This window comes from thiotrophic endosymbiont of Bathymodiolus puteoserpentis (Logatchev), from assembly GCF_900127505.1.
Taxonomy (GTDB): domain Bacteria; phylum Pseudomonadota; class Gammaproteobacteria; order PS1; family Pseudothioglobaceae; genus Thiodubiliella.
Window position 1 is genome coordinate 63,159 of sequence record NZ_UEXF01000007.1, and the last position, 26,868, is coordinate 90,026.

General features: G+C 39.3%; 30 protein-coding genes. 16 read left to right on the top strand and 14 right to left on the bottom strand.

The genetic code is table 11. The annotated features are described in order from the left end of the window. Positions 1-20 precede the first annotated feature (20 nt). The 3 genes from BHECKSOX2_RS00380 to grpE form a co-directional block, all read right to left on the bottom strand. Positions 21-2,246, bottom strand: coding sequence for a protein-disulfide reductase DsbD (locus tag BHECKSOX2_RS00380; protein WP_139681997.1), 2,226 nt, complete (start codon positions 2,244-2,246; stop codon positions 21-23). A gap of 209 nt (positions 2,247-2,455) precedes the next feature. Beyond that, positions 2,456-3,094, bottom strand: coding sequence for an adenylate kinase (locus tag BHECKSOX2_RS00385; RefSeq protein WP_139681998.1), 639 nt, complete (start codon positions 3,092-3,094; stop codon positions 2,456-2,458). Positions 3,095-3,161: 67 nt separating this feature from the next. Next, positions 3,162-3,755 (bottom strand): nucleotide exchange factor GrpE, encoded by a 594-nt coding sequence (gene grpE, locus BHECKSOX2_RS00390; protein WP_139681999.1) that lies wholly within the window; start codon positions 3,753-3,755, stop codon positions 3,162-3,164. 74 nt (positions 3,756-3,829) lie between these two features. Here grpE and BHECKSOX2_RS00395 point away from each other — a divergent pair, with 74 nt between their 5' ends. After that, positions 3,830-4,648 (top strand): NAD(+) kinase, encoded by an 819-nt coding sequence (locus tag BHECKSOX2_RS00395; protein WP_139682000.1) that lies wholly within the window; start codon positions 3,830-3,832, stop codon positions 4,646-4,648. A 9-nt stretch (positions 4,649-4,657) separates the two neighbouring features. Beyond that, entirely contained in the window at positions 4,658-6,319 is a 1,662-nt protein-coding gene (recN, locus tag BHECKSOX2_RS00400; RefSeq protein WP_139682001.1) for a DNA repair protein RecN, read from the top strand. Between the two features lie 44 nt (positions 6,320-6,363). On the opposite strand, the gene BHECKSOX2_RS00405 is transcribed toward recN, so the two are convergent. Next, entirely contained in the window at positions 6,364-7,176 is an 813-nt protein-coding gene (locus BHECKSOX2_RS00405) for a hypothetical protein (RefSeq protein WP_180323588.1), read from the bottom strand. Positions 7,177-7,268: 92 nt separating this feature from the next. After that, the gene (locus BHECKSOX2_RS00410) at positions 7,269-8,555 is read right to left on the bottom strand and encodes an NAD(P)/FAD-dependent oxidoreductase (protein WP_139682003.1); all 1,287 of its coding nucleotides are present in this window, start codon (positions 8,553-8,555) and stop codon (positions 7,269-7,271) included. Positions 8,556-8,751: 196 nt separating this feature from the next. On the opposite strand from BHECKSOX2_RS00410, the gene BHECKSOX2_RS00415 reads away from it, so the two are divergent. From BHECKSOX2_RS00415 to BHECKSOX2_RS00460, 10 genes are read left to right on the top strand one after another with little or no spacing between them, the layout of a single operon-like run. After that, positions 8,752-9,093 (top strand): ATP synthase subunit I, encoded by a 342-nt coding sequence (locus BHECKSOX2_RS00415; RefSeq protein WP_180323589.1) that lies wholly within the window; start codon positions 8,752-8,754, stop codon positions 9,091-9,093. Continuing rightward, a complete protein-coding gene (gene atpB, locus BHECKSOX2_RS00420) occupies positions 9,093-9,968 on the top strand; it encodes a F0F1 ATP synthase subunit A (protein WP_139682005.1) in 876 nt (291 codons plus the stop codon). Before BHECKSOX2_RS00415 ends, atpB begins: the two co-directional genes overlap by 1 nt. 25 nt (positions 9,969-9,993) lie before the next feature. Further along, positions 9,994-10,233, top strand: coding sequence for a F0F1 ATP synthase subunit C (gene atpE, locus BHECKSOX2_RS00425; RefSeq protein WP_066045805.1), 240 nt, complete (start codon positions 9,994-9,996; stop codon positions 10,231-10,233). Between the two features lie 31 nt (positions 10,234-10,264). Continuing rightward, entirely contained in the window at positions 10,265-10,735 is a 471-nt protein-coding gene (locus BHECKSOX2_RS00430; protein WP_139682006.1) for a F0F1 ATP synthase subunit B, read from the top strand. Positions 10,736-10,744: 9 nt separating this feature from the next. Beyond that, positions 10,745-11,296 carry a F0F1 ATP synthase subunit delta gene (locus BHECKSOX2_RS00435; RefSeq protein WP_139682007.1) on the top strand — a complete coding sequence of 184 codons (552 nt, stop codon included), beginning with the start codon at positions 10,745-10,747 and terminating at the stop codon, positions 11,294-11,296. 30 nt (positions 11,297-11,326) lie between these two features. After that, on the top strand, positions 11,327-12,868 hold the full coding sequence (atpA, locus tag BHECKSOX2_RS00440) for a F0F1 ATP synthase subunit alpha (protein WP_139682008.1): 1,542 nt from the start codon (positions 11,327-11,329) through the stop codon (positions 12,866-12,868). A gap of 6 nt (positions 12,869-12,874) precedes the next feature. Continuing rightward, on the top strand, positions 12,875-13,738 hold the full coding sequence (gene atpG, locus BHECKSOX2_RS00445; protein WP_139682009.1) for a F0F1 ATP synthase subunit gamma: 864 nt from the start codon (positions 12,875-12,877) through the stop codon (positions 13,736-13,738). 36 nt (positions 13,739-13,774) lie between these two features. Then, the gene (gene atpD, locus BHECKSOX2_RS00450; RefSeq protein ID WP_090715074.1) at positions 13,775-15,166 is read left to right on the top strand and encodes a F0F1 ATP synthase subunit beta; all 1,392 of its coding nucleotides are present in this window, start codon (positions 13,775-13,777) and stop codon (positions 15,164-15,166) included. Position 15,167: 1 nt separating this feature from the next. Continuing rightward, positions 15,168-15,584 carry a F0F1 ATP synthase subunit epsilon gene (locus BHECKSOX2_RS00455; RefSeq protein ID WP_139682010.1) on the top strand — a complete coding sequence of 139 codons (417 nt, stop codon included), beginning with the start codon at positions 15,168-15,170 and terminating at the stop codon, positions 15,582-15,584. Positions 15,585-15,592: 8 nt separating this feature from the next. Then, positions 15,593-16,204, top strand: a complete 612-nt coding sequence (locus BHECKSOX2_RS00460; RefSeq protein WP_139682011.1) for a hypothetical protein — start codon at positions 15,593-15,595, stop codon at positions 16,202-16,204. A 23-nt stretch (positions 16,205-16,227) separates the two neighbouring features. On the opposite strand, the gene BHECKSOX2_RS00465 is transcribed toward BHECKSOX2_RS00460, so the two are convergent. Genes BHECKSOX2_RS00465 through rpmH form a run of 8 tightly spaced genes read right to left on the bottom strand, consistent with a single transcriptional unit; the run spans position 16,228 to position 20,768 of the window. Continuing rightward, a complete protein-coding gene (locus tag BHECKSOX2_RS00465) occupies positions 16,228-16,527 on the bottom strand; it encodes an MGMT family protein (RefSeq protein WP_139682012.1) in 300 nt (99 codons plus the stop codon). Beyond that, a complete protein-coding gene (kdsC, locus tag BHECKSOX2_RS00470) occupies positions 16,520-17,041 on the bottom strand; it encodes a 3-deoxy-manno-octulosonate-8-phosphatase KdsC (RefSeq protein ID WP_139682013.1) in 522 nt (173 codons plus the stop codon). The genes BHECKSOX2_RS00465 and kdsC overlap by 8 nt, the downstream gene beginning before the upstream one ends. Further along, the gene (ampD, locus tag BHECKSOX2_RS00475; RefSeq protein ID WP_139682014.1) at positions 17,038-17,553 is read right to left on the bottom strand and encodes a 1,6-anhydro-N-acetylmuramyl-L-alanine amidase AmpD; all 516 of its coding nucleotides are present in this window, start codon (positions 17,551-17,553) and stop codon (positions 17,038-17,040) included. The genes kdsC and ampD overlap by 4 nt, the downstream gene beginning before the upstream one ends. Beyond that, positions 17,546-18,430 (bottom strand): TauD/TfdA family dioxygenase, encoded by an 885-nt coding sequence (locus BHECKSOX2_RS00480; protein ID WP_139682015.1) that lies wholly within the window; start codon positions 18,428-18,430, stop codon positions 17,546-17,548. Before BHECKSOX2_RS00480 ends, ampD begins: the two co-directional genes overlap by 8 nt. After that, entirely contained in the window at positions 18,430-20,040 is a 1,611-nt protein-coding gene (yidC, locus tag BHECKSOX2_RS00485; protein ID WP_139682016.1) for a membrane protein insertase YidC, read from the bottom strand. Before yidC ends, BHECKSOX2_RS00480 begins: the two co-directional genes overlap by 1 nt. A 21-nt stretch (positions 20,041-20,061) precedes the next feature. Then, entirely contained in the window at positions 20,062-20,277 is a 216-nt protein-coding gene (yidD, locus tag BHECKSOX2_RS00490) for a membrane protein insertion efficiency factor YidD (protein ID WP_090717959.1), read from the bottom strand. Positions 20,278-20,286: 9 nt separating this feature from the next. Next, complete coding sequence (rnpA, locus tag BHECKSOX2_RS00495) at positions 20,287-20,628, bottom strand: ribonuclease P protein component (RefSeq protein ID WP_139682017.1); 342 nt, start codon at positions 20,626-20,628, stop codon at positions 20,287-20,289. Then, the gene (rpmH, locus tag BHECKSOX2_RS00500; protein WP_090717975.1) at positions 20,628-20,768 is read right to left on the bottom strand and encodes a 50S ribosomal protein L34; all 141 of its coding nucleotides are present in this window, start codon (positions 20,766-20,768) and stop codon (positions 20,628-20,630) included. Before rpmH ends, rnpA begins: the two co-directional genes overlap by 1 nt. A gap of 71 nt (positions 20,769-20,839) precedes the next feature. Here rpmH and dprA point away from each other — a divergent pair, with 71 nt between their 5' ends. From dprA to BHECKSOX2_RS00520, 4 genes are all read left to right on the top strand, one after another. Beyond that, complete coding sequence (dprA, locus tag BHECKSOX2_RS00505; RefSeq protein ID WP_245391264.1) at positions 20,840-21,964, top strand: DNA-processing protein DprA; 1,125 nt, start codon at positions 20,840-20,842, stop codon at positions 21,962-21,964. Between the two features lie 6 nt (positions 21,965-21,970). Continuing rightward, positions 21,971-22,462 (top strand): Smg family protein, encoded by a 492-nt coding sequence (locus BHECKSOX2_RS00510; protein WP_139682018.1) that lies wholly within the window; start codon positions 21,971-21,973, stop codon positions 22,460-22,462. Then, positions 22,462-24,789 carry a type I DNA topoisomerase gene (topA, locus tag BHECKSOX2_RS00515; protein ID WP_139682019.1) on the top strand — a complete coding sequence of 776 codons (2,328 nt, stop codon included), beginning with the start codon at positions 22,462-22,464 and terminating at the stop codon, positions 24,787-24,789. The genes BHECKSOX2_RS00510 and topA overlap by 1 nt, the downstream gene beginning before the upstream one ends. Positions 24,790-24,875: 86 nt before the next feature. Continuing rightward, entirely contained in the window at positions 24,876-26,090 is a 1,215-nt protein-coding gene (locus tag BHECKSOX2_RS00520) for an IS3 family transposase (protein WP_139682020.1), read from the top strand. A gap of 328 nt (positions 26,091-26,418) precedes the next feature. Here BHECKSOX2_RS00520 and BHECKSOX2_RS00530 read toward each other — a convergent pair. Next, the coding region (locus tag BHECKSOX2_RS00530; protein WP_139682054.1) for a transposase at positions 26,419-26,868 on the bottom strand (450 nt) is incomplete at its 5' end.

A 26,868-nucleotide genomic window follows, 5' to 3' on the forward strand; every position in this document is an offset into this window, starting at 1 on the left:
CATATTTATAGGTGTTTTAACTACTTTGAATTATTCAAATGTTTAAGGAAATCTTGTGCATTAATTTCACCGACGATACGCTGTGAACGATTTTCAACACCCGCTTTGAAAAATAAAATTCCTGGCGGGCCGATAATACTAAAACGCGCCATTAAAGCCTTATCAGTCGCATCATTGGCAGTAACATCCGCTTGCAAGGCAATAACATTTTTCATCTCGCTAACTACTTTAACATTTGAAAACACAAAGCGCTCTAATTCTTTACAAGAAATACACCAGTCTGCATAAAAATCCAACATCACAATTTGATTGTTGCCCTGTGCTTTGGCAAGCACACGGTCTAAATCATCACTTGATTTGATTTTTTCAAAAGCAATATGTGCTTTTTCTGCTTGAACGCTCGTGCCATAACCCGATAATGGTGCTAACATATCGCCGCCACCACGAGCCACTAAGCCCCATAACAATACACCATAAATTACTATCAATAAACCGATACCTTTAAGAATGCGTTGCCACGCAACAGTTGTGCTGGTAAAAGAATTTAGCGCACCCATTGCAATTGGCGACAAAGTAAACAGTGATGCCCACAATATCAACGACACATACGGCGTGATAATTCTATCAAGCAAATAAATTGCCACTGCCAACATTAAGATACCAAATACATATTTAACATTATCCATCCAGCCACCGGCCTTAGGCAGTTTACTGACACCAGCGCCCACTAACAACAACGGTGCACCCATACCCAAACTCAAAACAAATAAAGACAGCCCACCCAGTACAGCGTCACCTGTTTGCCCGATATAAATCAATGCACCTGCTAATGGTGGCGCCACACAAGGGCCAACAATCAGTGCTGATAAAAAGCCCATAATTGCCACACCAATTAAGTTACCGCCTTCTTGCTTGTTACTGATGTTGGTAATCTTATTTTGTAGACCAGACGGCAATTGAATCTCATAATAGCCAAACATTGAAAATGCCAGCGCCACAAAAATCGCACTAAATACCATCAGCACCCAAGGTGTTTGGAACAACACTTGCAAATTCTCACCAAAATAGCCGGCCAACACACCTGCCATTGAATAAGTAACACTCATAGCAAGCACAAATACAATCGACATAATAAGCGCTTTTCTGGTGGTTATCTCACCTTTTTGCCCAACAATAATGCCTGATAAAATCGGTATCATCGGGAACACGCAAGGAGTTAATGAAAGCAATAAGCCAAAACCAAAGAAACTTACCAATATCCATAAAATATTATCTTGTTGCAATAAAGCGGTAATTTTGTCAGTTTCATTTAATGACTCGCTGTTTGTGTTTGTAGCGCTCAGCACTGATTTTGGCAGTGTTTTAACAGAATCAGTTGCACTGCTTTCTGTTGCTTTAGATAGTACAATATCTGTGCTTTTTTCCACTGGTGGATAGCAAATACCGCCCAACCAACAACCTTGGAACTTGGCAATAAAGGTAACTTGTGATGATTGAATATTGGTTAATGGAATATCAACACTGAACTCACCTTTGTGCACTTCAACTTTGCCAAAAAATTCATCTTCTTTAATTTCTCCCTTTGGAAAATTAACATCATCAAATTCTGCACCCTTGATATCAATGAAGAATTTGTCATGATAAAGATAATATTCTGGATGTATTTTCCAGCTAGCGCGCAAAGTATTAGTATCAATTGCGCTCACTGAATAGGAGAATGCCCTATCTGCAGGTAGTGGCTCGTCAGAGATTTCTATCGTCTTATCAACGATTGATTGCATGGCAGACTTAGTTTTAGATAGTACATCAAACGCACTATCAATCAGCGATTTATTGCTACTGCCAACCTTAAGTGTAGCCGACCTGGTCATGGGTGGATAGCACACACCTAAATCTGCACAACCTTGAAATTCAACATTGACAACAATAAGCTTTGACTCTCCCTCAAGTACAGGAACGCTAACCAAAACATTATCACGATAAACACCAACTTTGCCAAAAAACTCATCATTTTTGATTTTTGCAATAGGAAACTGTGCTTCACCTAAACGCTGTGAATGGTCTGAGACAATCTTGATTTTTTCCTTATAAAGGTAATAACCCTTGGCAATATCCCAGTTCAATAAGATTTTGTCATCAACAATCTCAGCCTTAAAAGCAAATGCCTTATCCGCAGGTAGTAGCTCATCCTGCGCATTGACAAACAAAGATGTTAATAAAAATAAAGATAATAAAATGTGTTTCATTCTCTCCCCTTTAGTATCGTAATATTTGTATATGTTATACGCTTAAGCATAGCAAGTAAACATTATTGACTAATATCAATCCCTTGCGCAAGTAATGCCTTTTTGTCTATTATGCAAGATAAGCGTTATAAGTTACAAAATCTTGATAAAAACCATAAAAAAACCCCGAATACGAGCGGGGTTTTTGAGTTTCACAAAAAGTGATTTAATTAGCCAATTTTTGCTTTAATAGCATTGATAACTGAATCAGATGAAGTCGCATCAACGCTAAGTAATAAACCTTCTTCTTTATAAAAACCAACCAAAGGAGCTGTTTGGTCATTATAAACATTTAAACGATTGCTGATGGCTTCTTCAGTTTCATCATCGCGTTGAACTACGCTCTCGCCGCACTTGTCACAAATGCCTTCAACCTTAGTTGGATTAGACTTTATATTATAGATTGCACCACAACCAGTACAAGTACGACGCGTGGTTAAACGATCAAGAATAACATCGCGAGGAACATCAATCTCAACAGCGGCGTCTAATTTTTCACCCATTTTATCAAGCAATTTTTTTAAAGCTTCTGCTTGTGGAATCGTGCGCGGAAAACCATCTAATAAATAACCAGATTTACAATCATCTTCCTGCAGCCTCTCTTCCATAATGCCCATAATTAAGTCATCAGACACCAAATCGCCAGCCTTCATCGCTGCTTGAGCTTGCTTGCCAAGTTCCGTACCAGCAGCAACTGCCGCGCGTAGAATATCACCAGTAGAGATTTGAACCGAGCCATCAATTTTGGTTAGTAATTTTGCAACAGTGCCCTTGCCAGCACCTGGCGCACCTAAAAGAATTAGTTTCATATGTTTCCTTAATAAAATAAAAAATGAGCGAGAATTATACCATAACCGCAAAGAAGTCTCTAAAAAACTACTGAACCACGACCACCATCGCTGGACGCACTAGACGGCCATTCAGTGTAAAGCCAACTTGCACGACATCCAAAACAGTATTAGATTCTTTATCAGGCATCGCTAACATGGTAATAGCTTCATGTAATTCGGGATTGAAGGGCTCTCCTTCTGGGTGGATAGCCTCAACGCCAAACTTTACCATGGTAGAAAGAAAAACTTTATCCGTCATTTCTAGCCCTTCAATAATACTTTCAATTGTGGCTGTTTCTTCCTTGGCAGTTTTAAGTCCCATACTTAAAGAATCTTTTACCTCAAGCAAGGCTTTAACAAAACCGTCAAGTGCAAACTTGTGCGCGTTTTCTAAATCTTTGGCATTACGGCGTTTTAGGTTCTCCATTTCAGCCTGAGCGCGCACCACCTTGTCCCAATTATCTTTGGCAGATTGCTGTGCTTCTGCTAATTGCGCTTGCAAGTCATCGCTTTCAGGTAAGCTTGAAGCGTTTTTGATTGCCGCTTCAATATCTGCAGTTGTTGCTTCTTTTTTATTTTTAGTTTCTTTCTTTACTGGGGTTGTTGTCTTTTTTTTGCTTTGTGTTTGCTTTTTTGTCATTTTTTAGTACTCAACTCGTGTATATTTTTGTCTATGTAGTGTCTATTATAAATAAATCAACAACAATAATTAATATGTTTAACACAATTGGAATTATCACCAAGCCTAATGACCCACGCAGCGATGATAAAGCAAGAGAATTAATCACCTTGCTTAAAGATAAAAATGTAGCCGTAGTACAGGATGATAAGCAAATTACCGAACAAGCAGACTTGATTATTGTTGTGGGTGGTGATGGCTCTTTATTAAACACTGCTCGCACTTTTGTTGATAAAAAAATCCCAATATTGGGTATTAACTTAGGCAGACTCGGATTTTTAGCAGATGTGCCTGTCACTAATATGGAAGAGATTGTGAGCGAAGTATTAAATGGCGACTTCACCAAAGAAGAGCGTCGCCTGCTATCGTGCCAAGTCGAACAAGATGGCAAAATATTAGGGCAATTCTTGGCACTCAATGATGCGGTTGTTCATAGAACAGAAACTTTAAAAATGATTGAATTTGATTTATTTATTGACGATAAATTTGTCAGCAATCAGCGTGCTGATGGATTGATTATCACCACACCAACTGGCTCAACTGCTTATGCTTTGTCAAGTGGCGGGCCTATTATGCACCCCGGTGTAGATGCTATTGGCTTGGTGTCTATTTGTCCGCACACCATGAGTCACCGCCCTTTGCTGGTACCAGGTGATAGTGAAATAGTTATTAAAGTAAAGAACTCAGAAGATGGGGCAATTGTTAGTTTTGATGGGCAAACCTCGGTTCCCATTAAGACAGGGCAAGACATTCGTCTGCACCAATACAGCAGTGCCATTGACTTGTTGCACCCAAAAAATTATGATTACTTTGAGATCATTCGCTCCAAATTACATTGGGGCACCAAACTCTAGTGTAAGGCTATGTTATCTCAATTATCGGTTAAAAATTTAGCGGTTGTCGAGGCGCTTGATTTATCTTTTGAACCTGGCATGAGCACCGTAACTGGTGAGACGGGTGCTGGCAAATCTATTCTTCTGCAAGCCTTAAATTTAGCATTGGGTCATCGTAGTGATTCCACACTTGTGCGTCACGGGCAAGACAAGGCTGAAGTAAGTGCCGCCTTTGATGTGGCAGGTCAAAAAAAGATACAAAACTATTTACAAGAACAATCGTTAGAGGAAGATGGGGAGTGTATTCTGCGTCGTATTATTAGTAGCGATGGTCGCTCAAAAGCCTTTGTGAATGGTGTCAATGTGCCACTTTCAATCATGAAGGCTGTGGGTGAATTATTGATTGATATGCACGGTCAAAACGAACACCAACTCTTATTGCGCAACAATCAGCAGCGTGACTTATTAGACGCTTATACACAAAGCTCTGAGTTATGCGATACACTTAATACGATTGTGTCTGAATACAATACAATTAACAGTCAAATTAACGAACTAAGCAACAACCAAGACCTCAAACAGCAACAGCAAGAATTATTACAACACCAATTGCAAGAATTAAAAGACTCTGCCCTTACCCAAGATGAGCTTGACACAATTGAGCATAGTTTTAAAACTAGCGCAAATGCCAGTAGTTTGCTTGAAAAAACCACACAGGTGTTAAACCAACTCGAACAAGAGTCAGGCGCTAACGCACAGTTGCTAAATTTAAGCCATGTGCTCAATCAAGCACTTGAAACTGATGAAAAACTCGCGCCAATTGCACAAATGCTTTCCAGTGCACAAGTACAAACTCAAGAAACCATTTATGAGCTCAATCATTATTTGAGCAGTCTGTCATTTGACGAGCAGACCACTGCTGAGCTGGAAGCGCGTTTAAGTGAACTACACGATTTAGCACGCAAACATACCTGTCAAATCACCGAATTAATCACCACTCAAGACAACATTGCACAGTCCCTACAAGACATTGGCGGTGCTAGTGCATCACTAGATGGTCTACAACAACAAAAAGAAACTTTGGCGCAACAATATCACCAACAAGCTAAAGCCCTAAGCAAAGTTAGACTTGAAAAAGCCAGCTTATTATCAAACTTAGTCACTGAGGCGATGCAAGTCTTAGGCATGCCAGGCAGTGTGTTTAAAGTTGATCTGCCAAAAAAAGCACTCGGAGTGCATTACAACGGCGATGAAAGCGTTGATTTCTTAGTCCAAACCAATATGGGCAGTGATTTTAAAGCCTTAAAAAAAGTCGCCTCAGGCGGTGAATTATCGCGCATCTCTTTAGCAATTTCAGTCGTCAGTAGCGATAGTGAATATACCCCAACTTTGATTTTTGATGAAGTTGATGTCGGCATTAGTGGCGCAGTCGCTGAAGTGGTTGGACAAAAACTCAAACAACTCAGCCAACATTATCAAATCATTTGCATCACCCACTTAGCGCAAGTCGCTGCCTTTGGTCATCAACACTTGCGCGTGCAAAAAGCACAAGAACAGAGTGGCGCACAAACTACAGTTGCGCAATTGTCTGATGATCAGCGCGTGGATGAAATTGCCCGTATTTTAGGAGGTTCAATGATTACTGATAAAACACGCACTGCTGCTGCAGAAATGATTAGTTTGAGTGTTTAGCAGACAACGCACTAGCGGTTGGCTGGAATGATTTGTTAGACTTTTTATGGCCATTTTCTCTTTCTCAAAACATATTGACGATCATCATATATCCATTCAAGAAACTCTTGCATTTGAGGAAATGGCGCTACATCAAAGCCATAAGCCAACCGACTGAGCTCTGAAATTAAATCCCGAATTGGTGAAAATATATTCATTAGATGTAAAACCGCATACCCAACCGCTTGATCATGTAATCCTGGTAACGCCAATGCTTCCTCTGTTGTAAGAGGTTGCTTATTCAGTCCCTGCATTATAGTCATCGTCATATCGTCAATATTACTTGCAACCATTCTTGCTGTCTTTAAGATTTTACCTCTTTGTTGTTTGGTTACATCTTGCTCGAGAATTAATAACATTATTTTACCCCAATGTTCTAAGGGGTCTTTTCCTGCTTGTTGAGTGCTAAGAGCATCAAGGTTATGGTATCTCGTAGTTTGCGCGAAATCACTCAGTAGCTCCAAAAGTTTTTGGTTTATATTATTTAATGATCTTCTATTCGGCAATTTAACCTTGTTGCTAATTGATATTTTTACACACTCATCATATAGTTCTATTATATTGTGTCCATAGTTTTTTAGCTGATTTTTTGTGGGTGCTAATAAATCATTATTTAGCATGTGCTGCATTATTATAATTGCCTTCATCAACCTCTCCATGCCAACTGAGATATTTAGAAGAGAAGAATAAAATGCACCCTTGTTATGAACATTTGCAGCCCGAAGCTCAGTAAGTCCCAAAGCAAGACACGAACTAATTAAGTGCCCTTCCTGTTGTAACAATAGAAACGATGGTGGATAATTGGCATTATGATTCATTTGGCTTTAAGCATAACTATTTAGCATAAGGCGTTATAGCCTTAATACACTGTACTGTATTATAAACAAAATCAGATATATTTACCTGAGCCCTATTTTTTCTTCAGGCGTTCAATGCCCAGCATTTTAAAAATATATTTTTGATAGGCTGGCTCTGAGTTACCCGTTTTCATATTGCGAATAAAGAACTTCTCAAAGGCAATTTTCGCTAAGTGCATTATCTTGCCTTTCTTTGCCCAAGTGACATTTCTAGGTGGAATTTGTGGCATGGCAACAAAAGCTGCACCTGTATCACCCATATCGGCAATACAAACAGCATTCCAAGTTGGGATATTTGATGGTGGCTTGTCATTAATCATATCTTCAATGTTATGCACCACTGCAGTTACCATTGACTCAATCATATAACCTGTTTTTGGCGTTCCGCACATAATAGGCGTAGCTTCAACGGGTGGAATAGCAATATTAACACCGAGTGAGAAGATGTTATCCTGCACAGGGGATTGTTGGTATTCGTTGACCATAACAAACCCACGCGGATTAACAAAGCCAGAAGCCACATCTGCTAAATTGGCAACGGTATCAACACCCTTAAAGGCTGGTAACAACATGGTGTGTTTACTGGCAATCTCAACCCTTTTAACCACTTCGCCATTACCATCACATTCACTAATACTCACTTTGTCGGCTTCAACCTTGTCAACTTTAGAATTGGTATGCCATTTAATATGGCGGTGTCTAAATTCAGATTCTAACAAACCTTTAGAGTCACCAACACCACCCAAACCCAAATGTCCAATATAAGGCTCAGGGGTAACAAAGGTTATGGGGCATTTATCACGAAGTCCGCGTTTTTTCAAATCGGTATCCATGATGGTGGCAAATTCATAGGCAGGACCAAAACAAGAGGCACCTTGTACCGCACCCACAACAATTGGACCACCACCATTGGCACAAAAATTTTCCCAATCATGACGCGCAGTCTCAGCGTGTGCTGTGGTACAAATAGAAACACTGTATCCGTCCGGACCCAGGCCTTGGACTTCATCAAATGCCAATTTAGGGCCAGTGGCCAATACTAAGTAATCATAATCAACAACTTTGTCACTAACCATTACTTGGTTTTCGTTCGGTTTAATTTGGGTTGCTTCGCCAACAATCAAGTGGATATTCTTACGCTTTAATCTCGGTGCAAGCTCAAAACTAATGTCATCTGCACTGCGCCAACCAACTGCCAACCATGGATTTGATGGAATAAAGTTAAAATTTGGGTTGTTCGAGATAACCGTTACTTCGTGATCTTTACCTAATGTTTTCTTTATATCGTAAGCAAATGGCAATCCGCCTGTGCTTGCGCCAATAACAACAATATGTGCCATATCATTTCCTTAACTATTATTTAATAGTTCTATATTATTGGTTGTGTTATGTTTATTGTCAAATGTATAAGAATATTATTGTATTTTAATGCAGATAATATAAGGCACAACTCAATAAAATTACTTTCAATCTTTATCATTTAAACTGTATAATTTGCATTTTTTGTGGATGTGTAACATTTTTGAGGTTTTGGCAATGAATACTAAAGTGCCGAAAATTCAATTAACCATCTTATTAGCATCTGTTGCTTATTTCTCCACAGCAAGTGCAGGTCTTTCTGCGCTTTACGGGGGGTTGATTAGCTTGGCTAATACAGTGTTGGTTAATAGACACATAAATAAACAAGAAAATGATGTTACCATCAGCGCCCAAACAGGTGTTGGAATGATGATCATTAGCGTAGCGATGCGTATGGCGATGATAGTGAGCTTAACTTTAATAGGGAAGTTTATTTTAGGACTAAATGCAGACGCTTTAATTATTAGTTTGGTTTTAGGAATATGTGGTTTTTTAATGGATAAGGCTTTGGGGGAATAATGTCAGCAGGAAATGAACTTATCGCTTCAAGTGATTATATCAAACACCACCTACAGAACTTAACCTATGGTCAGTTCCCTGACGGTCATTGGGGTTTAGCACACAGTGCCGCAGAAGCTAAAGAAATGGGCTTTATGGCATTGCATTTAGACACACTAGGGGTTTCATTCTTATTAGGTGCAATATTCTTATTCTTTTTCTACCGTGTTGGCAAAAAAATGACCACTGACACGCCTTCAGGTGCTCAAAATTTTGTTGAAAGTATTATCGACTTTATTGATGAAAATGTTCGTGGCTCATTTAACGGTAAAAACCCATTGGTTGCGCCTTTAGCATTAACAGTATTTATTTGGATTGTGCTAATGAATACCATGGACTTGGTGCCTGTTGATTGGCTACCATATGTGGCTCAACAAATTGGCGTAGCCTTTGGTACTGACCCGCATCATGTATTCTTTAAAGTAGTACCAACCACAGACCCAAATGCGACCTTTGGTCTGGCGATTGGCGTATTCTTATTGATGCTGTTTTACAGTATTAAAATAAAAGGCTTTGGTGGCTTTACTGCTGAATTAACCTTGCATCCATTTTCATCTAAAAACCCTTTTCTTAAAGTTTTATTAATTCCGGCTAATTTTTTCTTAGAATTTGTCTCTCTAATTGCAAAACCAGTATCACACTCATTACGTTTATTCGGTAATATGTACGCAGGAGAGATGATTTTCATCTTAATCGCATTATTACCGTGGTGGACTCAGTGGACGCTATCATTGCCATGGGCAATTTTCCACATTTTAATCGTATTACTACAAGCCTTTATCTTTATGACTTTGGTTATTGTGTATATGGATATGGCGCACGATAAAGGCCATTAATTTTAAAAAAAATAGGAGTAAGAAAATGACAGAAGTACAAGCAACATTATTTTTAGCGGGTTCGATTTTAATGGGTTTAGGTGCATTAGGTGCAGCAGTAGGTATCGGCATTTTAGGCGCAAGATTCTTAGAAGGTGCAGCGCGTCAACCAGAGCTTATCCCCATGCTTAGAACACAAATGTTCATCGTAATGGGTCTAGTTGATGCGGTTCCAATGATTGCAGTAGGTATCTCAATGTATATCTTATTTGCAGTAGCTGGTTAATAAATACTTTTTTTAAAGCAGGGTTTAAGCTATGAATATTAATATGACGATGCTCGGACAATTACTCATGTTCGCCATGTTTACATGGTTCTGCATGAGGTTCGTATGGCCGCCAATTGTTGCTGCCATGGAGGAGCGTAAAAAGCGTATTGAAAGTGGTTTAATTGCAGCAGAGCGTGGATTATCAGAACACAAAGAGGCGCAGAAAAAAGCTCAGGAATTGCTTGAGAAGTCTAAGAACCAAGCATCTGAAATTATTGCCAATGCAACCAAACAAGCATCAAGCGTAGTTGAAGATGCCAAGAATATCGCTTCTCAAGAGGCACAACGCATCAAAACGCAAGCGCATGGGGAAATTGAACAAGAATCTCAGCGAGTGCGTAACGAGTTAAAAGACCAAGTGTCTGACTTAGTTATGCAGGGTGTGAATGCTATCTTGGATAAAGAAGTAGATACTAAAACACATCAAAGCATGTTAAAGAAATTGTCACAGACACTATAGGACTGAGAAGTGGAGCTAACAACAATTGCCAAACCTTATGCTAATGCAGTTTTTGAGATTGCTCAGCACAATAAATCTCATGCGCACTGGAGAGGGGTTTTAGAGGTGGGCGCATCTGTAGCAAATGATGCAACAATGCGTGCGTTTGTTGCATCACCTAACTCGACTAAAGCCAACAAAGCAAAAACAATTGTCGCAATATTTACCTCGGCGCTAGACAGGGCATTAAGTAAACAAGAAAAGACATTTATTGACTTATTGTTAGAAAATGACCGCATTAATGCGTTGCCGAGTATTCTGGAATTATTTGATGCAATGTCTAATTTAAGCAGTGATGCTAAAGCATTTCATGTGATTAGCGCTTATAAATTAAACAAGAAAGAAGAAGATCAAATCGTTAAAGATTTGTCTGATAAATACAAAACAACGATCAGCATTGATACCGAAATAGATGAGGATTTAGTCGGTGGCGTGGTGATTAAAGAAGGCGATAAGGTAATTGATTTGTCAATCAAAGCGCGTGTAAACGAACTTGGTTCACGGTTGTCGGTTACACATTAATTTTATATAAACAATAAAAGAGGAATAGTTATGCAATTAAACGCAAGCGAAATTAGTGATTTAATTAAAAAACAAATAGAAGGTTTTGATTTTGCAACTGAAGCACGCACAGAAGGCACCATAATCAGTGTGAGTGACGGCATTGTTCGTATTCACGGCTTGGCTGATGTTCAATTTGGTGAAATGCTTGAGTTCCCTGGCAATACATTTGGTATGGCGCTTAACTTGGAGCAAGATTCAGTTGGTGCAGTAGTACTAGGTGACTATTTACACCTTTGTGAAGGTGATACCGTTAAATGTACCAAGCGTCTAGTGGAAGTACCCGTTGGCGAAGCCATGATGGGTCGTGTTGTTAATCCACTGGGTAAGGCAATTGACGGTAAAGGCGATATTGACAGCAAAGAGTCATATCCATTAGAGATTATTGCACCCGGTGTTATTGACCGTCAATCAGTTGACCAGCCGATTCAAACAGGTATTAAGGCAATTGACGCAATGGTACCTGTTGGTCGTGGACAACGAGAGTTGATTATTGGTGACAGACAAACTGGCAAAACTGCAGTTGCAATCGATGCGATTATTAACCAGAAAAATACAGGTGTTAAATGTGTTTATGTCGCGATTGGTCAAAAAGACTCTTCAGTAGCGGCAGTTGTGCGTAAGTTAGAAGAGCATGGTGCATTAGAAAACACAATTATCGTTTCAGCAGGTGCTGCTAACTCACCAGCATTGCAATATATTGCACCTTATGCAGGTTGTGCGATGGGCGAATACTTCCGTGACCGTGGCGAAGATGCATTAATTGTTTACGATGACCTTACTAAACAGGCATGGGCATACCGTGAAGTATCACTACTACTCAAGCGTCCACCAGGGCGTGAAGCGTATCCAGGTGATGTATTCTACTTGCACTCTCGCTTACTTGAACGAGCGTCGCGCGTAAACGCAGAGTATGTTGAAAAGTACACTAATGGTGAAGTTAAGGGTCAAACAGGCTCGCTAACTGCGTTGCCAATTATTGAAACTCAAGGTGGTGATGTATCAGCATTCGTACCAACCAATGTAATTTCTATTACGGATGGTCAGATTTTCTTAGAAACTGACTTATTCAACTCAGGTATTCGCCCAGCGATTAATGCAGGACTATCAGTATCACGAGTGGGTGGTGCAGCGCAAACTAATATCATTAAGAAATTAGGTGGCGGTATTCGTCTAGACCTTGCACAGTACCGTGAATTAGCAGCATTTGCACAGTTTGCATCAGATCTTGATGCAGAGACTAAGGCTCAAATTGACCGTGGTCAGCGTGTTACAGAATTGATGAAGCAAAATCAATATACACCATTGTCAGTGGCTGAAATGGCAACTTCACTCTTCGCTGCAAACTCAGGATCATTAGATGACATTGAGGTAAACAAAGTGGTTGATTTTGAGGTAGCATTGATTACTTATATGAATGCAAACCAAACTGCATTGATAAACAAAATCAATGAAAATGGCGACTACAACGACGATATTGCTAGCGAGTTACAAGCGGCAATTGATGATTTTAAGGCAAACCACACTTGGTAAAATAATATGGCAGGCGGAAAGGAAATTAGAGCGCAGATTTTGAGTATTAAAAATACTCAGAAAATCACATCGGCCATGGAAATGGTGGCAGCCTCTAAAATGAAAAAAGCACAAGACAGAATGATGGCATCACGCCCTTATTCTGAGAAGATTGCCAAAGTTATTGGTCATTTGGCTTATGCACATTCGGAGTTTGAGCATCCTTACATGAAGGAAGTAGGTGATGTTAAGCGTATTGGCATTATCATTGTTTCTAGCGACAGAGGCTTGTGTGGTGGTTTGAATACAAACTTATTTAGAAGTGTGCTAAAAACAATCGTTGATTATCAGGCACAAGGTATTGAGGTTGAACTTTGCACTATTGGTAAAAAGGCCACCTCGTTTTTCAAAAATACAGGCTTAGCCATTAAATCAGTATTAACAGATTTAGGCGATGCGCCACAATTTGATGACTTACTAGGCACAGTTAAGGTTATGTTAGACGCCTATGATGCTGGTGAAATTCAACAGTTATCAGTGGCTTATAACAAGTTCGAAAATACCATGACACAAGTACCCACAGTATCTCAGTTAGTACCCATGGTTGCTGGAGAAGTGCAGGGCATGGATTATCACTGGGACTATATCTATGAACCAGATGCTCAAGAAGCATTGAGTGCATTATTGGTGCGTTATATTGAGGCTTTGGTTTATCAGGGCTTGGTTGAAAATATCGCTTGTGAGCAATCATCTCGTATGGTTGCAATGAAGAGTGCGACTGACAATGCGGGCGATATGGTGAAGGATTTAGAGTTGGTTTACAATAAGGCGAGGCAAGCGGCAATTACTCAGGAAATTTCTGAAATTGTTAGTGGCGCCGCTGCAGTATAAGTTTAATAATAAGAATTTAAAAAGAGGAAAAGTAAAATGAGCAACGGAAAAATTACACAAATTATTGGCGCGGTTATCGATGTTGAATTTCCAGAGAATAATATTCCAAATATTTATGACGCCCTAATAGTTATTGAAACAGGGTTAACACTAGAAGTGCAACAGCAATTAGGTGATAATGTGGTTCGTGCCATTGCAATGGGTAGTTCAGAAGGCTTAAAAAGAAGTTTGGAAGTTTCTAACACTGGTTCAGCAATTAAAGTTCCAGTAGGCACTAAGACACTTGGACGCATTATGAATGTATTGGGTGAGCCTATTGATAACGCAGGTGATATTGCTCCAGAGGCCGAATGGGAAATTCATCGTAGCGCCCCTGCTTATGATGAATTAGCACCTGCAGCAGAATTATTAGAAACAGGCATTAAGGTAATTGACCTAGTTTGTCCGTTTGCTAAGGGTGGTAAAGTTGGCTTATTCGGTGGTGCAGGCGTCGGTAAAACCGTTAACATGATGGAGCTTATTCGTAACATTGCGATTGAACACTCAGGTTACTCTGTATTTGCTGGTGTTGGTGAGCGTACTCGTGAGGGTAACGACTTCTACCACGAGATGAAAGAATCAAATGTATTAGATAAAGTATCCCTTGTTTATGGTCAAATGAATGAGCCACCGGGTAACCGTCTTCGTGTTGCCTTAACGGGTTTAACCATGGCTGAATACTTTCGTGATGAAGGTCGCGATGTCTTATTATTTATTGATAACATTTATCGTTATACACTTGCGGGTACTGAAGTATCGGCATTGTTAGGTCGTATGCCTTCAGCAGTAGGTTACCAGCCAACACTAGCAAGTGAGATGGGCGCTCTACAAGAACGCATTACCTCAACTAAGAAAGGTTCAATTACTTCAATCCAAGCGGTATATGTACCAGCAGATGACTTAACTGACCCATCACCAGCAACAACATTCGCACACTTAGATGCAACGGTTGTGTTATCGCGTCAAGTAGCAGAATTAGGTATTTACCCTGCAGTAGACCCACTAGATTCTACTTCACGCCAACTAGACCCACTCATCGTTGGCGAAGAACACTACAATGTGGCACGAGGTGTACAAGGCGTACTACAACGCTACAAAGAGCTTAAAGACATTATTGCAATTTTAGGTATGGACGAATTATCTGAAGAAGACAAGCAGTCTGTTTCTCGTGCTCGTAAAATTCAACGCTTCCTCTCTCAGCCATTTTTCGTGGCAGAAGTATTCACGGGTGCAACTGGTAAATATGTATCCTTGAAAGATACAATTTCTGGCTTCAAAGCAATTCTTGAAGGTGAATTGGACGACTTACCAGAGCAAGCATTCTATATGATGGGCTCTATTGATGAAGTTCGTGCAAAAGCGGCGGAAGCGTCTGCAGAGAAGGCTTAAAATGTCAAGTATGCAAGTTGATGTCGTAAGCGCTACTGAATCACTCTATTCGGGTGAAGCAAGGTGTGTATTTGCGCCTGCATCAACAGGTGAATTGGGCATCTATCCAAAACACACTGCATTATTGTCAACTTTAAAGCCAGGCGAAGTTCGCATTGAAACCGACAAAGGCGTTGAATCTATTTATGTTTCTGGCGGTATCGTTGAAATACAACCCGATGTGGTTACTATTTTTTCTGACACTGCTATTCGTGCAAGTGATCTAAATGAAGCCAAGGCATTAGAGGCTAAGCAGCGTGCAGAAGCAGCAATGGAAGGTGCGACTGAAAATCAAGATATTTCAGCAACCCAAGCTGCGCTTGCTGAGTCAATGGCGCAACTACAAATGATTAGCAAAATGCGCGGTAAAAAAGCATAAAGGCAAGTATGAAAAAAAATATTATTTTAATGTTGACACTTATTGCTTTATTGGCAGGTTGTAACTCAATGCCTTTAACCAAACAGCAGGTAAACAAAGTTCAAAGTATCGCTATTATTAACAATTTTCCCCAATATCCTAGTTTTTCATTTATTGGAACAACAACCTTTCAAAACAGTTACGACCATATAATAAACAAAAATTATCAAGAAAAATTGTCCAATATATTCGCCAAGTATTTTAGTCAAAAAGGCTATAAAAATGTTGCCGTTTATAATAAAACAAAAGAATATAAGGGCGAAGTTGATTTAATTATAACACTTGAACCTTCAGGGTTAGATCTTCCTGCGGCTCCAAATAATGCAGGTTATGGAATTTATCAAAGATCATTTTTTGGTTTACGAGATAAAGCATCTACCTATATAGAGATGAATGCTCTTGTAAAATTAAAATCTGGTGAAGAATTCAATACACATTTTCATGATTTTGCCGCCGTCTCATTTAAAAATTTACCTAAAAAATGGAGTTATTTATCCAGTGCTCAAAAAAATGAAATTGAAAGAAAACTTGAACAAAATATAAAAAAGTCTATAAAAACTATGCATGATCTGGGTTTGTAATTAAAAACTATAGACCAACTACTTTAAACAGATATTTTCTTAAAATCTATAATCTTTCCATTCTTCACTAAAACACCTTCTTTTTGAAGGCGTTTTATTTTTACAGATAGGTCATCTGCAAAACCCCCTAGCTCTCCATTTGATTTCACCACACGATGACAAGGCACTTCAGGTGCAAAAGGGTTTTTATTCATCGCCGAGCCAACCGCACGATGTGCTTTTGGGCGATTAATGAGTTTTGCTAAACCACCGTAAGTAATAACACGCCCAGCCGGCACCTTGGCTTTCAATGTTTGATAGCAGAGATTTTGAAAATCAGTCAAGGTAAAGCTTCATTGCATCATCAAACTTGCCCTGTGCTTTGAGAATAAAATCACATACTTCACGCACCGCACCATGTCCACCGGATTTTTCAGTGATTAAATTTGCGTATTGTTTGACCGTGTCATGTGCATTGGCAACAGCAATAGCAAAACCAACCTTAGTCATCACTGGCAAATCAATCACATCATCGCCCACATAAGCTACTTCATCAGCGTTCAGATTAAGTTTTTGCAATAGGTCGCTAAACGCCACCACTTTATCTGATTGTCCTTGATAGAAATGCGTAATACCGAGGTTTTTCATACGATATGCAACTGCCTTGCTATCTCGTGCAGTAATCACAGCCACCTCAACACCATTGTCTTTAAGCATTTTAATGCCGTGTCCATCAAGTGAATTAAAACGCTTAAATTCTGCACCATCCTCAGTGAAATATAGTCCGCCATCAGTTAATACACCATCAACATCAAAGATAATCAGTTGAATTTTATTTGCTAACTCAGTTGTGTTCATTTTATTTTGCTCCAGTTAAATGCATCACCTGGGTCAGTTTTCCTACCTGGGGCGATATCACTGTGCCCAACAACATCTGTTATTGGGTAGTGTGATTTTAATTGCTCTAATATTGTTTTTAACACTTGATATTGTAGCGCTTCATAGGCGATATTATCACTGCCTTCTAATTCAATACCAATAGAAAAATCGTTACAGTTTTCTCGTCCTACAAAATTCGATTGTCCTGCGTGCCAAGCGCGTTTGTCAAATGGTACAAATTGGACAATCTCGCCGTCGCGTTTAATAAATAAATGCGTGGAAACTTCAATACCAATCAATGTTTGAAAATAAGGGTGTGCACCAAAATCCAATTTATTGGTAAAAAATTGTTCAATATAATCATTGCCAAACTCTTTTGGTGGCAAAGAAATATTATGAATAACCACCAATAAAACCTCTCCATTAGGGCGCTCGTTGTAATTTGGCGATGGAACTTGCTTTGCCAAAGCAAGCAAATGGTTTTCAATCATGCTTAGAATTATAACAACAAACCCTATTAGAATAACGCCCTCTTAGTAAGAGGCGTGGATGTTCAGGATCATCAACAAATGCTGAACGATTGTGCAATACATTATTACAAATCAGTCCTTGATTGGCATTCATCGTATATTCAAAATGATGTGGGGTTGTAGTTTTTAATAAATCATCTAACAAAGTAACTGCCTGTTTAACCTCTAAGGAGTCTAAGAATTCAATATTTTTCTTCCGTTGCGTGTAGCGCATATAAAGCTCAACACTCGGCTCATCAATGAAAAAAATAGCCCCCGTTGATTTAGTGCGTCTAACTTGTCCATCCATCTTATGCTCTGGAATACTCATTGCCTGTGGATGACTCAACGCTTTAACGACATCTATATTGTCTTCCCTTAATAGCAAATAAACCATCTGTGGGTCAATCCATTGATTAACGCCACCAGTGGCACTGGGCGAGACACAAAATAATGAGAAGGCACGCACTTGATTGTTTTGTGCATTGTAATAACCATCAGTATGCCACCCAATTGCCTTGTTGGTATAAGGAATAAATTCTGAGCGTTGTTCTTGCTTATTACTTTGCGTGACATATGCCAGCCCATCATTTTGTGCATACAGGTGTTGGTCATAATCAATCAAACCTACTTGACGATTGATTTGCACTATGGCTTGCGCATAGTCATCCTGCGCTTTGATTTCAAATAAGGCAAAGTTGTTAGTGCGACAAAGATACTGGATTTTATCTTTTTCAGCTGTACTTAGCACACTTGGGTTTGCAATTTCAAGCAGACACTGTTCAATGCTATTTACTGCATTAGCAAGTTTTTCATCCCGCCAATATTGATATTTATCAAAATTGTCTAGGATAGACATTAGCCATTAATTCGCTTATTAATTGTCCACTGTTGTGTTATAGATAAGATATTGTTGAACACCCAATAAAGCACAAGTCCTGACGGAAACCACAAAAACATAATGGTAAACACAAAAGGCAGTGTCATCATAATCTTCGCCTGCATTGGGTCAGGTGGTGGTGGATTAAGTTTTTGCTGGATAAACATTGAAACACCCATAATAACCGGCAAGATATAATATGGATCCATCACTGATAAATCTGACATCCACCAAAATGCCGTTTGACGCAACTCAACTGTATCGAGTAGCATCCAGTAAAAAGCAATAAACACGGGTATTTGCACCAAAATAGGCAAGCAGCCAGAAGCTGGATTGATCTTCTCTTTTCTATACAACTCCATGGTTTTTTGACCCATTTTCTGTCTATCATCACCATAAGCTTCTTTTAATTGTGCAAGCCTTGGAGACAGTTTTCTCATTTTTGCCATTGAACGATAAGACTTTTCGCTGAGTGGATAGAAAACTAACTTAATTAACATAGTAATAAGAATAATTGACCAACCCCAACTACCAACAACATCATTAATTTTATGAATCAACCAAGACAACGGGTCAGCTAAAATATCTAACCAACCATAATCCAGTGTATAGTGTAAACCAGTTGCCACTTTTTCAATCTTACCATACTCTTTAGGTCCAATATACAACTGGTTAGTACTGAGTGTTACGCTACTTCCAGCGGCAATATTAGTTTGTTGATTAGCATTGGTTAGTTTGTACACACCACTAGTTGTGCTTGCAGAAAAATTCTGTTGCTCATCTTGGTTTGGAATCCACGCGGTCATAAAATATTGCTGTGCCATTGCCATCCATCCACCAATAGAATTTTGCTTATCAAAATCACCCCAATCTTCAAAATCATTTTTTTGTATGGTGTTGTTTTTCTTGTCATATATTAGACCACCAGTAAAAGTTGGCATCATCATATTCGACTGGTCGATAGCATTACGGCTCAAGCGCACATATGGCTTAACTGGCAAGATCTGATTAGAATTGTTGAGAATTTGATAATCAACCCCAACAACATAACTACCCCTCTTAAAATGGAAATTCTTAATCACTTTTATGCCGTCTTTGCCTTGCCATACAAGTGGCACAACCAATTCATCAGCAAACAATTGATAATTGGTATTGACCGAACTAAAATCAGACAAATGTGTTGGCAATGCATCGTCACGCGATGCTAAACCACTTTGCGCTTGGAACAACGCACCCGTTTCATCATTTAATAATTGAAATTTTTCATCACCTTCCAACTCTACAGGGTAAGTATTTAGAAAAGCATTCTGAATTGTGCCGCCTTTGTGGCTAATTTCAACCGTAAGAAAATCAGTAGTTACTGTAGTAAAACCTCCTTTTTGGGCAACACTCGGTATTGATACATCAATTTCTAAACCCTGCGTATTGATTGTTGGTATGTCAATATTTTGCGCTGGTGCGTCTGAGGTGATTTCAGATTTGTGTACAACATTGCCATTGGTATCAACCGTTTGTGTAATTTGCCACTTATCCCATAATAGGAAAACTGTAAAAAAAATAGCAACACTTAATAATAATTTTTGATTCATAATGATTGGTATGTAATGTATTTATTTTTTGGGCACTGGGTCGAAACCACCTTCGTGCCAAGGGTGGCATTTGCTAATGCGTTTAACACTTAAACTAAGTCCTTTGAAAAAGCCATGGGCTTTCACAGCGTCATATGCATACTGAGAGCAAGTTGGATCAAAACGACAGTTAGAACCTAACAGCGGACTGATAAATAACTGATAAAATTTAATAGGGATAAGCAATAAATAACGCATAATTCGAAATTATTTTTTTGTTACCTTTTTAAATAAATCAAGCAATTCTGCCGATAAAACAGGATTTTTGACTGGCTTTGATTTTCTTGCCATTACCACAAAATCCCAACTATCTAAATACTGTCTCTGCAATCTAAAAGTTTCTCTAGCAATGCGTTTAAATCGATTCCTATCAATCGCTAAGCGATGGACTTTTTTCGATATAGCCAAACCCAAGCGTGGTTTTGATGCCTTAAGTGGTCTTGCAATAACTTGCCAGTGTTTGCCCCTTGCCAGTGTGCCACCCTTAAAAACATGGGTGTACTCATTGGCTTTAAGAATTCTAGCCGCGCGCGCCAACTCGAAAGACACTAGGCAGCTAAACGCTTACGCCCTTTTCTTCTACGAGCATTGATTACTGCACGACCTGCTTTGGTGCTCATTCTTGCTCTAAAACCATGTGTGCGCTTACGCTTAATAACACTCGGTTGAAAGGTTCTTTTTTGTTTCATAATGTTAATACAGTCAAATAAAAGGCGCAATTTTACCATAATATCCACCCAAATACCATATTGATGTTACAATGAAAAGTGGCAATTCTTTGAATAGTGTGGGACACAAAATGGATTTGGTTTATTGGTTAATGTTATTAAGAGCACCGAATGTTGGCACGCGCACCTTTTATAAGGCTCTCAAAGTTTTCGAATCACCTGAGCAAGTGTTTTTAGCCTCTACAACCCAGCGCAAAGCCTGTGGCGTATTTCGCCAAGAGACGCTTGACTTTATAGAACAAAACGATACTTCGTTGGTGCAAGCAGACCTTGATTGGGTCAAAGCCGATGACTGCCATATTCTCACTTTAATTGATAACGGCTATCCTGAACAACTCAAAACCATTTCCGACCCGCCACCCTTGCTTTATGTCAGAGGCGATGTGTCATGCTTAACCTTGCCACAACTCGCTATTGTAGGTAGTCGCAATCCAAGCTCTGGTGGCAAGCAAAATGCACATGAATTTGCCAAGTCTCTATCAAACTTAGGTATTGTGATAACTTCTGGTATGGCGAGTGGTATCGATGCCAGTGCACACATTGGTGCTTTAGAAGCCGACAAACCAACCATTGCCGTTTGTGGCACAGGACTTGATAGAATCTATCCAGCAAAACACAAGTCTTTGGCACATCAGATTTCAACCAAAGGCGCTCTGGTATCTGAATTTTATATTGGCACCGCGCCCACTGCCACTAATTTTCCAAGACGCAATCGTATTATCAGCGGGTTGAGTTTAGGCACTTTAGTGGTTGAAGCCAGTATCAAAAGTGGCACAATGATTACTGCCAAACTAGCCGCCGAACAAGGCAAAGAAGTATTTGCTATTCCTAGTTCAATCCACAATCCATTGTCGCAAGGGTGTCATCACCTTATCAAACAAGGCGCTAAATTGGTTGAAAGCGTTGAGGACATCCTTGATGAATTACAAATCGACTTGCCAGAGCCAGATCAAGAAAATAATTCAACCACTTCTGAAAAATACACGCACAATAATTCTTCTGTGCTATTAAAATACTTGAGTTACGATGCTATAAATATTGATGAAATAGTTGAAAAAAGTGGTTTGAGCCCCCAAATAGTCACACAAGAGTTGCTTTTATTAGAGCTCAAGGACGCAGTAGAAAAAGTTGATGGCTTTGGTTATATATTAAAGTGAGGTTTTATGACAAATAATAATATTCTTGATGTGCTAACTTATATGTTTGATTATCTGTTTGAAGTAGCAGAGCAAGATTCGTCTCAAGAAATTGACGATACCGCCTTAAAGGCACACCTTTCAGATGCTGGATTTGAGATTACACGCATTGACAAAGCACTCAGCTGGTTAGAGAACATTGCCGCTTTGCAAGATGGCGAAACCCAACCATTTGGCAGTGCTAATGGCAGTATGCGCATTTATAGCGAAGCGGAAAAATTAAAACTTGACACAAAATCTCGTGGCTTTCTATTATTTATGGAGAACATGGGTCAAATTGACGCTAACCAGCGTGAAATGATTATTGACCAAATTATGTCACTGGGCGACTCCACCATATCTTTAGACGACCTCAAATGGGTGGTAATGATGATACTTGGCAATAGCGACGATGAAGAAGTATCACCACAATGGTTAGAGTCCATTATGTTTCTTGATGACAATCACACGGTTCAATAATGGCAAAAAATCTTGTCATTGTTGAGTCCCCCGCCAAAGCCAAAACCATTGAAAAATTCTTAGGCAAAGACTATACCGTTAAATCAAGTATCGGTCATATTCGTGATATGCCTAAAAAAGGCATGGGCATTGATATTGAAAATAACTTTAAACCTACCTACGAAGTCACCGCAGACAAAAAAAAAGTCGTTACACAATTACGCAAGGATGTAAAAGCCGCTGATAAAATTTATCTCGCAACGGATGAGGACCGCGAAGGAGAAGCCATTGCTTGGCATTTGCTAGAGGCACTCAACCTGCCAAAAAACACGCCAAGAATTGTTTTCCATGAAATTACCAAAGGTGCGATCACCCGTGCAATCACCGAGCCACGAATAGTGGACTACAACTTAGTTGATGCACAGCAAGCCAGACGCATTATTGATAGATTAGTAGGTTTTGAGATCTCACCAGTTCTATGGCGCAAAATCTCAGGTGCCCGTTCAGCCGGCCGAGTACAATCCCCAGTAGTGCGTTTAGTGGTAGAAAGAGAAAGAGAAATTATCGACCATACCTGTGAAAACACTTATAAGGTTAAAGCAGATTTAGTCAATGATGCAGGCGAACTCATTGAAGTAAAACTGAGTGCGGATTTCAACAAAAAAGATGAGGCATTGGCATTTGCCACAGCGCTTTTAGATGCCAAACTCAGCGTCGCATCAATTGAGAAAAAACCTTCAAAGCGCACACCCAAGCCCCCTTTTATCACTTCTACACTACAACAAGAAGCCTCGCAAAAATTAGGCTTTTCAGTCAAGCAAACCATGACATTGGCACAAGGTCTCTACCGCGAAGGTGCGATTACTTATATGAGAACAGACTCATTCACGCTTTCTGAAACAGCCATCGAAGCCGCTGGTAAAGTGATTGAAAAAGAATTTGGTCGTGATTATCACCAAGAAAGAAGGTTTAAAACCAAAGATGCAGGCGCACAAGAGGCGCACGAAGCCATTCGCCCAACTGACCTTACCAAGTCAGAGATTTTTGGCTTAGAAGGTCAAGCGGCAAAACTTTACACACTTATTTATAAGCGCACATTAGCTTGCCAAATGAGTGATGCCCAGTTGCAAAAAACACAAATTAAAATTAACATCTCTAATCGCTCTGAGAATTTTATTGCCAATGGTGAAATCTTAATATTCCCTGGATTTTTAAGTGTGTATGATTATCTGTCTTCAGATGACAAGCTGTTGCCAAATTTAAACAAAGGCGACGCATTAAGCATTGCTAATTTTAGCGCTAGAGAGAGTTTTTCTCGTGCCAAGCCACGCTATACTGAAGCCTCATTGGTGAAGAAAATTGAAGAAATGGGCATCGGTAGGCCGTCAACTTTTGCCACGATGGTATCTACCGTGCAAGACAGAGGTTATGTTTCTAAAGAAACGCGCGAAGGTGTAGAGCGTGAATACCACAAAATTGAAATTATAGATGGTGCAATTTCTGAATCAACCCCTGTTGAGAGGACGGGTGCTGAAAAAAACAAACTATTCCCAACCAGTGTTGCCTATTTACTAAATGACTTCTTAGTTAAATATTTCAGTGAGATTGTTGATTATCAATTTACTGCAAAACTAGAGTCTGATTTTGACACCATTGCCACACAAAATGTCCCATGGCAGGGCGTGGTCAAAAATTTTTACCAGCCCTTCCACCAAAAAGTCGAAGATGCTGCTGATATTTCCCGAGAGGAAACACACGGTATGCGCGAACTCGGTACCGACCCAAAAAGTGGCAAACCCGTTAGTGTACGCTTTGGCAGATACGGCGCCTTTGCACAAATCGGACACAAAGATGATGAAGAAAAACCCATCTTTGCTTCACTCAGAGGCTCATTAGACATTGAAACCATCAAACTAGAAGAGGCACTAGAATTATTCAATATGCCTCGTACTGTTGGTGAAACTGACGACTTTGGCATTATCAAAGCCAACTACGGTCGCTTCGGTCCTTACATCCAATACGGCAAAAAATATGTCTCTCTTAAAGAAATCACTCCTGAAGAAGTCACCCTTGATGAGGCGCTAATACTCATCAAAGCCAAAGAAAAATTTGACGCCGAACGCATCATAAAAACTTTCAACGATTCTGACATCCAAGTCCTCAACGGTCGTTTTGGTCCCTACATCTGGAACGGCAAGAAAAAAGGCAAAGGACAAAAAAACATCACCATCAAAAAAGTCTTCGGCGATAAAATCCCAGCAGATTTAACGCTTGAAGAATGTAAAAAAGCAATCGCTGGAAAAATCAAAGCTAAAACTAAGCCTAAGAAGAAAACTGCTAAAAAATAGGTTTATAATACAACTATAAAACCCCAACAATTTAAACTTTCTTATTTCGAACGAGTTAAACTAAACAAAAAAATCGGAGTAAAAAAATGAGTAAAAAACGAACAAAATATACCTCAGCATTCAAGACTAAATTAGTACTTGAATTACTACAAAATGAAAGCGCCATAGTGCAGATTGCCAGCAAGCATAATATTTTGCCTCAGAATCTACAAAATTGGAAGAAGACTTTCCTTGCTAACGCAGAGATTGCCATGGAGCCATCCAAGGCAGTCAAAGAATACAAAGACGAACTTATCAAAGCACAAATGCGAAATGAGCGTTTAACTACACTAGTAGGCAAGGTAACCGTAGAGAAGGAGTGGTTAGCAAAAAAGCTAAAAAGCTTGGGCTCATCTAACCGCAAACAGTTAGTTGATCTCAAGCCTTCCCTATTGCACGCCTCATATTCTTTGTCAGTTAATCATCAATGTCAATTGTTAGGTGTTAACAGAAGTGGGATTTATTACAAGCCAAAAGTAAATAACACCAAGCAATCTATCAAAAACCACATCACCAAGGTGTTTGAAAAAATACCCATCTATGGTGAGAAAAAAGTCCATCAACAATTACTTGAAGACGGCTACAAGGTGAGTTTACACACCGTAGCACGCTATCGGCAAGAATTAGGTTTAAAGGCAGTATTAGCAGTTAAACAAGTTAATACAACTATACCAATCAAAGCACACAAGAAATACAGTTACAAGCTACGAGGGCTTAATATCAGTCATTCTAACCATGTATGGAGCACCGACATTACCTATGTCAAGATTGCAGGGGGTATGGTCTATATGGCAGCTATTATTGATTGGCATTCAAAAGCTGTTCTATCACACAGGATATCCAATACCATGGATTCTCAATTGGTAATGGGTGTACTTAATGACGCTTTAGAGAAACACCTACACCCACACCCACACCCACACCCACACCCACACCCAGAGATATTTAACACTGATCAAGGTAGTCAATATACCAGTGAGATACACACTAAACGATTAAAAGATTTAGGTATTACAATATCTATGGATGGTAAAGGTAGGGCTACAGATAATATCTGTATTGAGCGTTTCTGGAGGAGCGCAAAATGCGAAAGAATTTATTTAAATGAATATCAATCCATCAGTGATTTAATCACTGATATGGATGATTATATTGAGTTTTACAATCATCAAAGATTCCATGAAACATTGAAATATAAAAAACCAATGGATGTGTATCAAGAAAGTATAAAATTGAATCAGGAAAAGAAGAAGGTCTCTTAAGATGTTCTATATAAGAAATTTTAAAAAGTTGTCAGGGGTTTTGGGGTAATGTAAATTGCACCTAAAATCGCAATAAAAATAGGATAGGTAAACAAAGTCAATCTCTCCAACCCAGCAGAAATAGTTTCAAGACCTTTTAAATCCAATAAAGACGCCAAAAAATAACCGATAAAGCCCAGCCCAACAATACTAAATAGGGTTGTTTGAGCAAGTACCTTAGATTGGTCTTTTTTCCAAAAAATATAACTCAGTATGCCAAGGTAAATAGTCGCCCCTTAAAAACTCACTCCAAACAAACCAAAACCACCCATTTTTCCAACCATCTAAATCAACAAAACTGCTTTTTATCCAGCACCACAAAAAACCTTAGGTATTTTACAAAAAATAAGCCCAGTTTTTGCCAAAACAAAAAAATAGTGGCTATCACCAGCCATTTTCTCAAATTCCAAGCACAGGCAGCCATTAAAACATTAATCTCATCACCAACTTGCCCTTTGAGTAGGTTTCTAGAGAGTCTAAAATCTGATTTAAGATGTCCGATAATCGGCTCAATCGCTGCGCGTCTTTTACACAGTTTGCGCTTTTTGTCTTGTTGATAACGATTGTCTCGCTTAAGGGCTTTTTTAGGCAAAATGATGTTTGCACCGAGCACTACCTTTGCACCAACATAGCCTCGGTCGCATACCGCTTGTTTGATGGGTTTGTTTCTGTTGCTATTAGCATGGCTTATGGCAACATTTAAGGTTTTTGAGTCGTGAATATTTTTATCATGACTGGC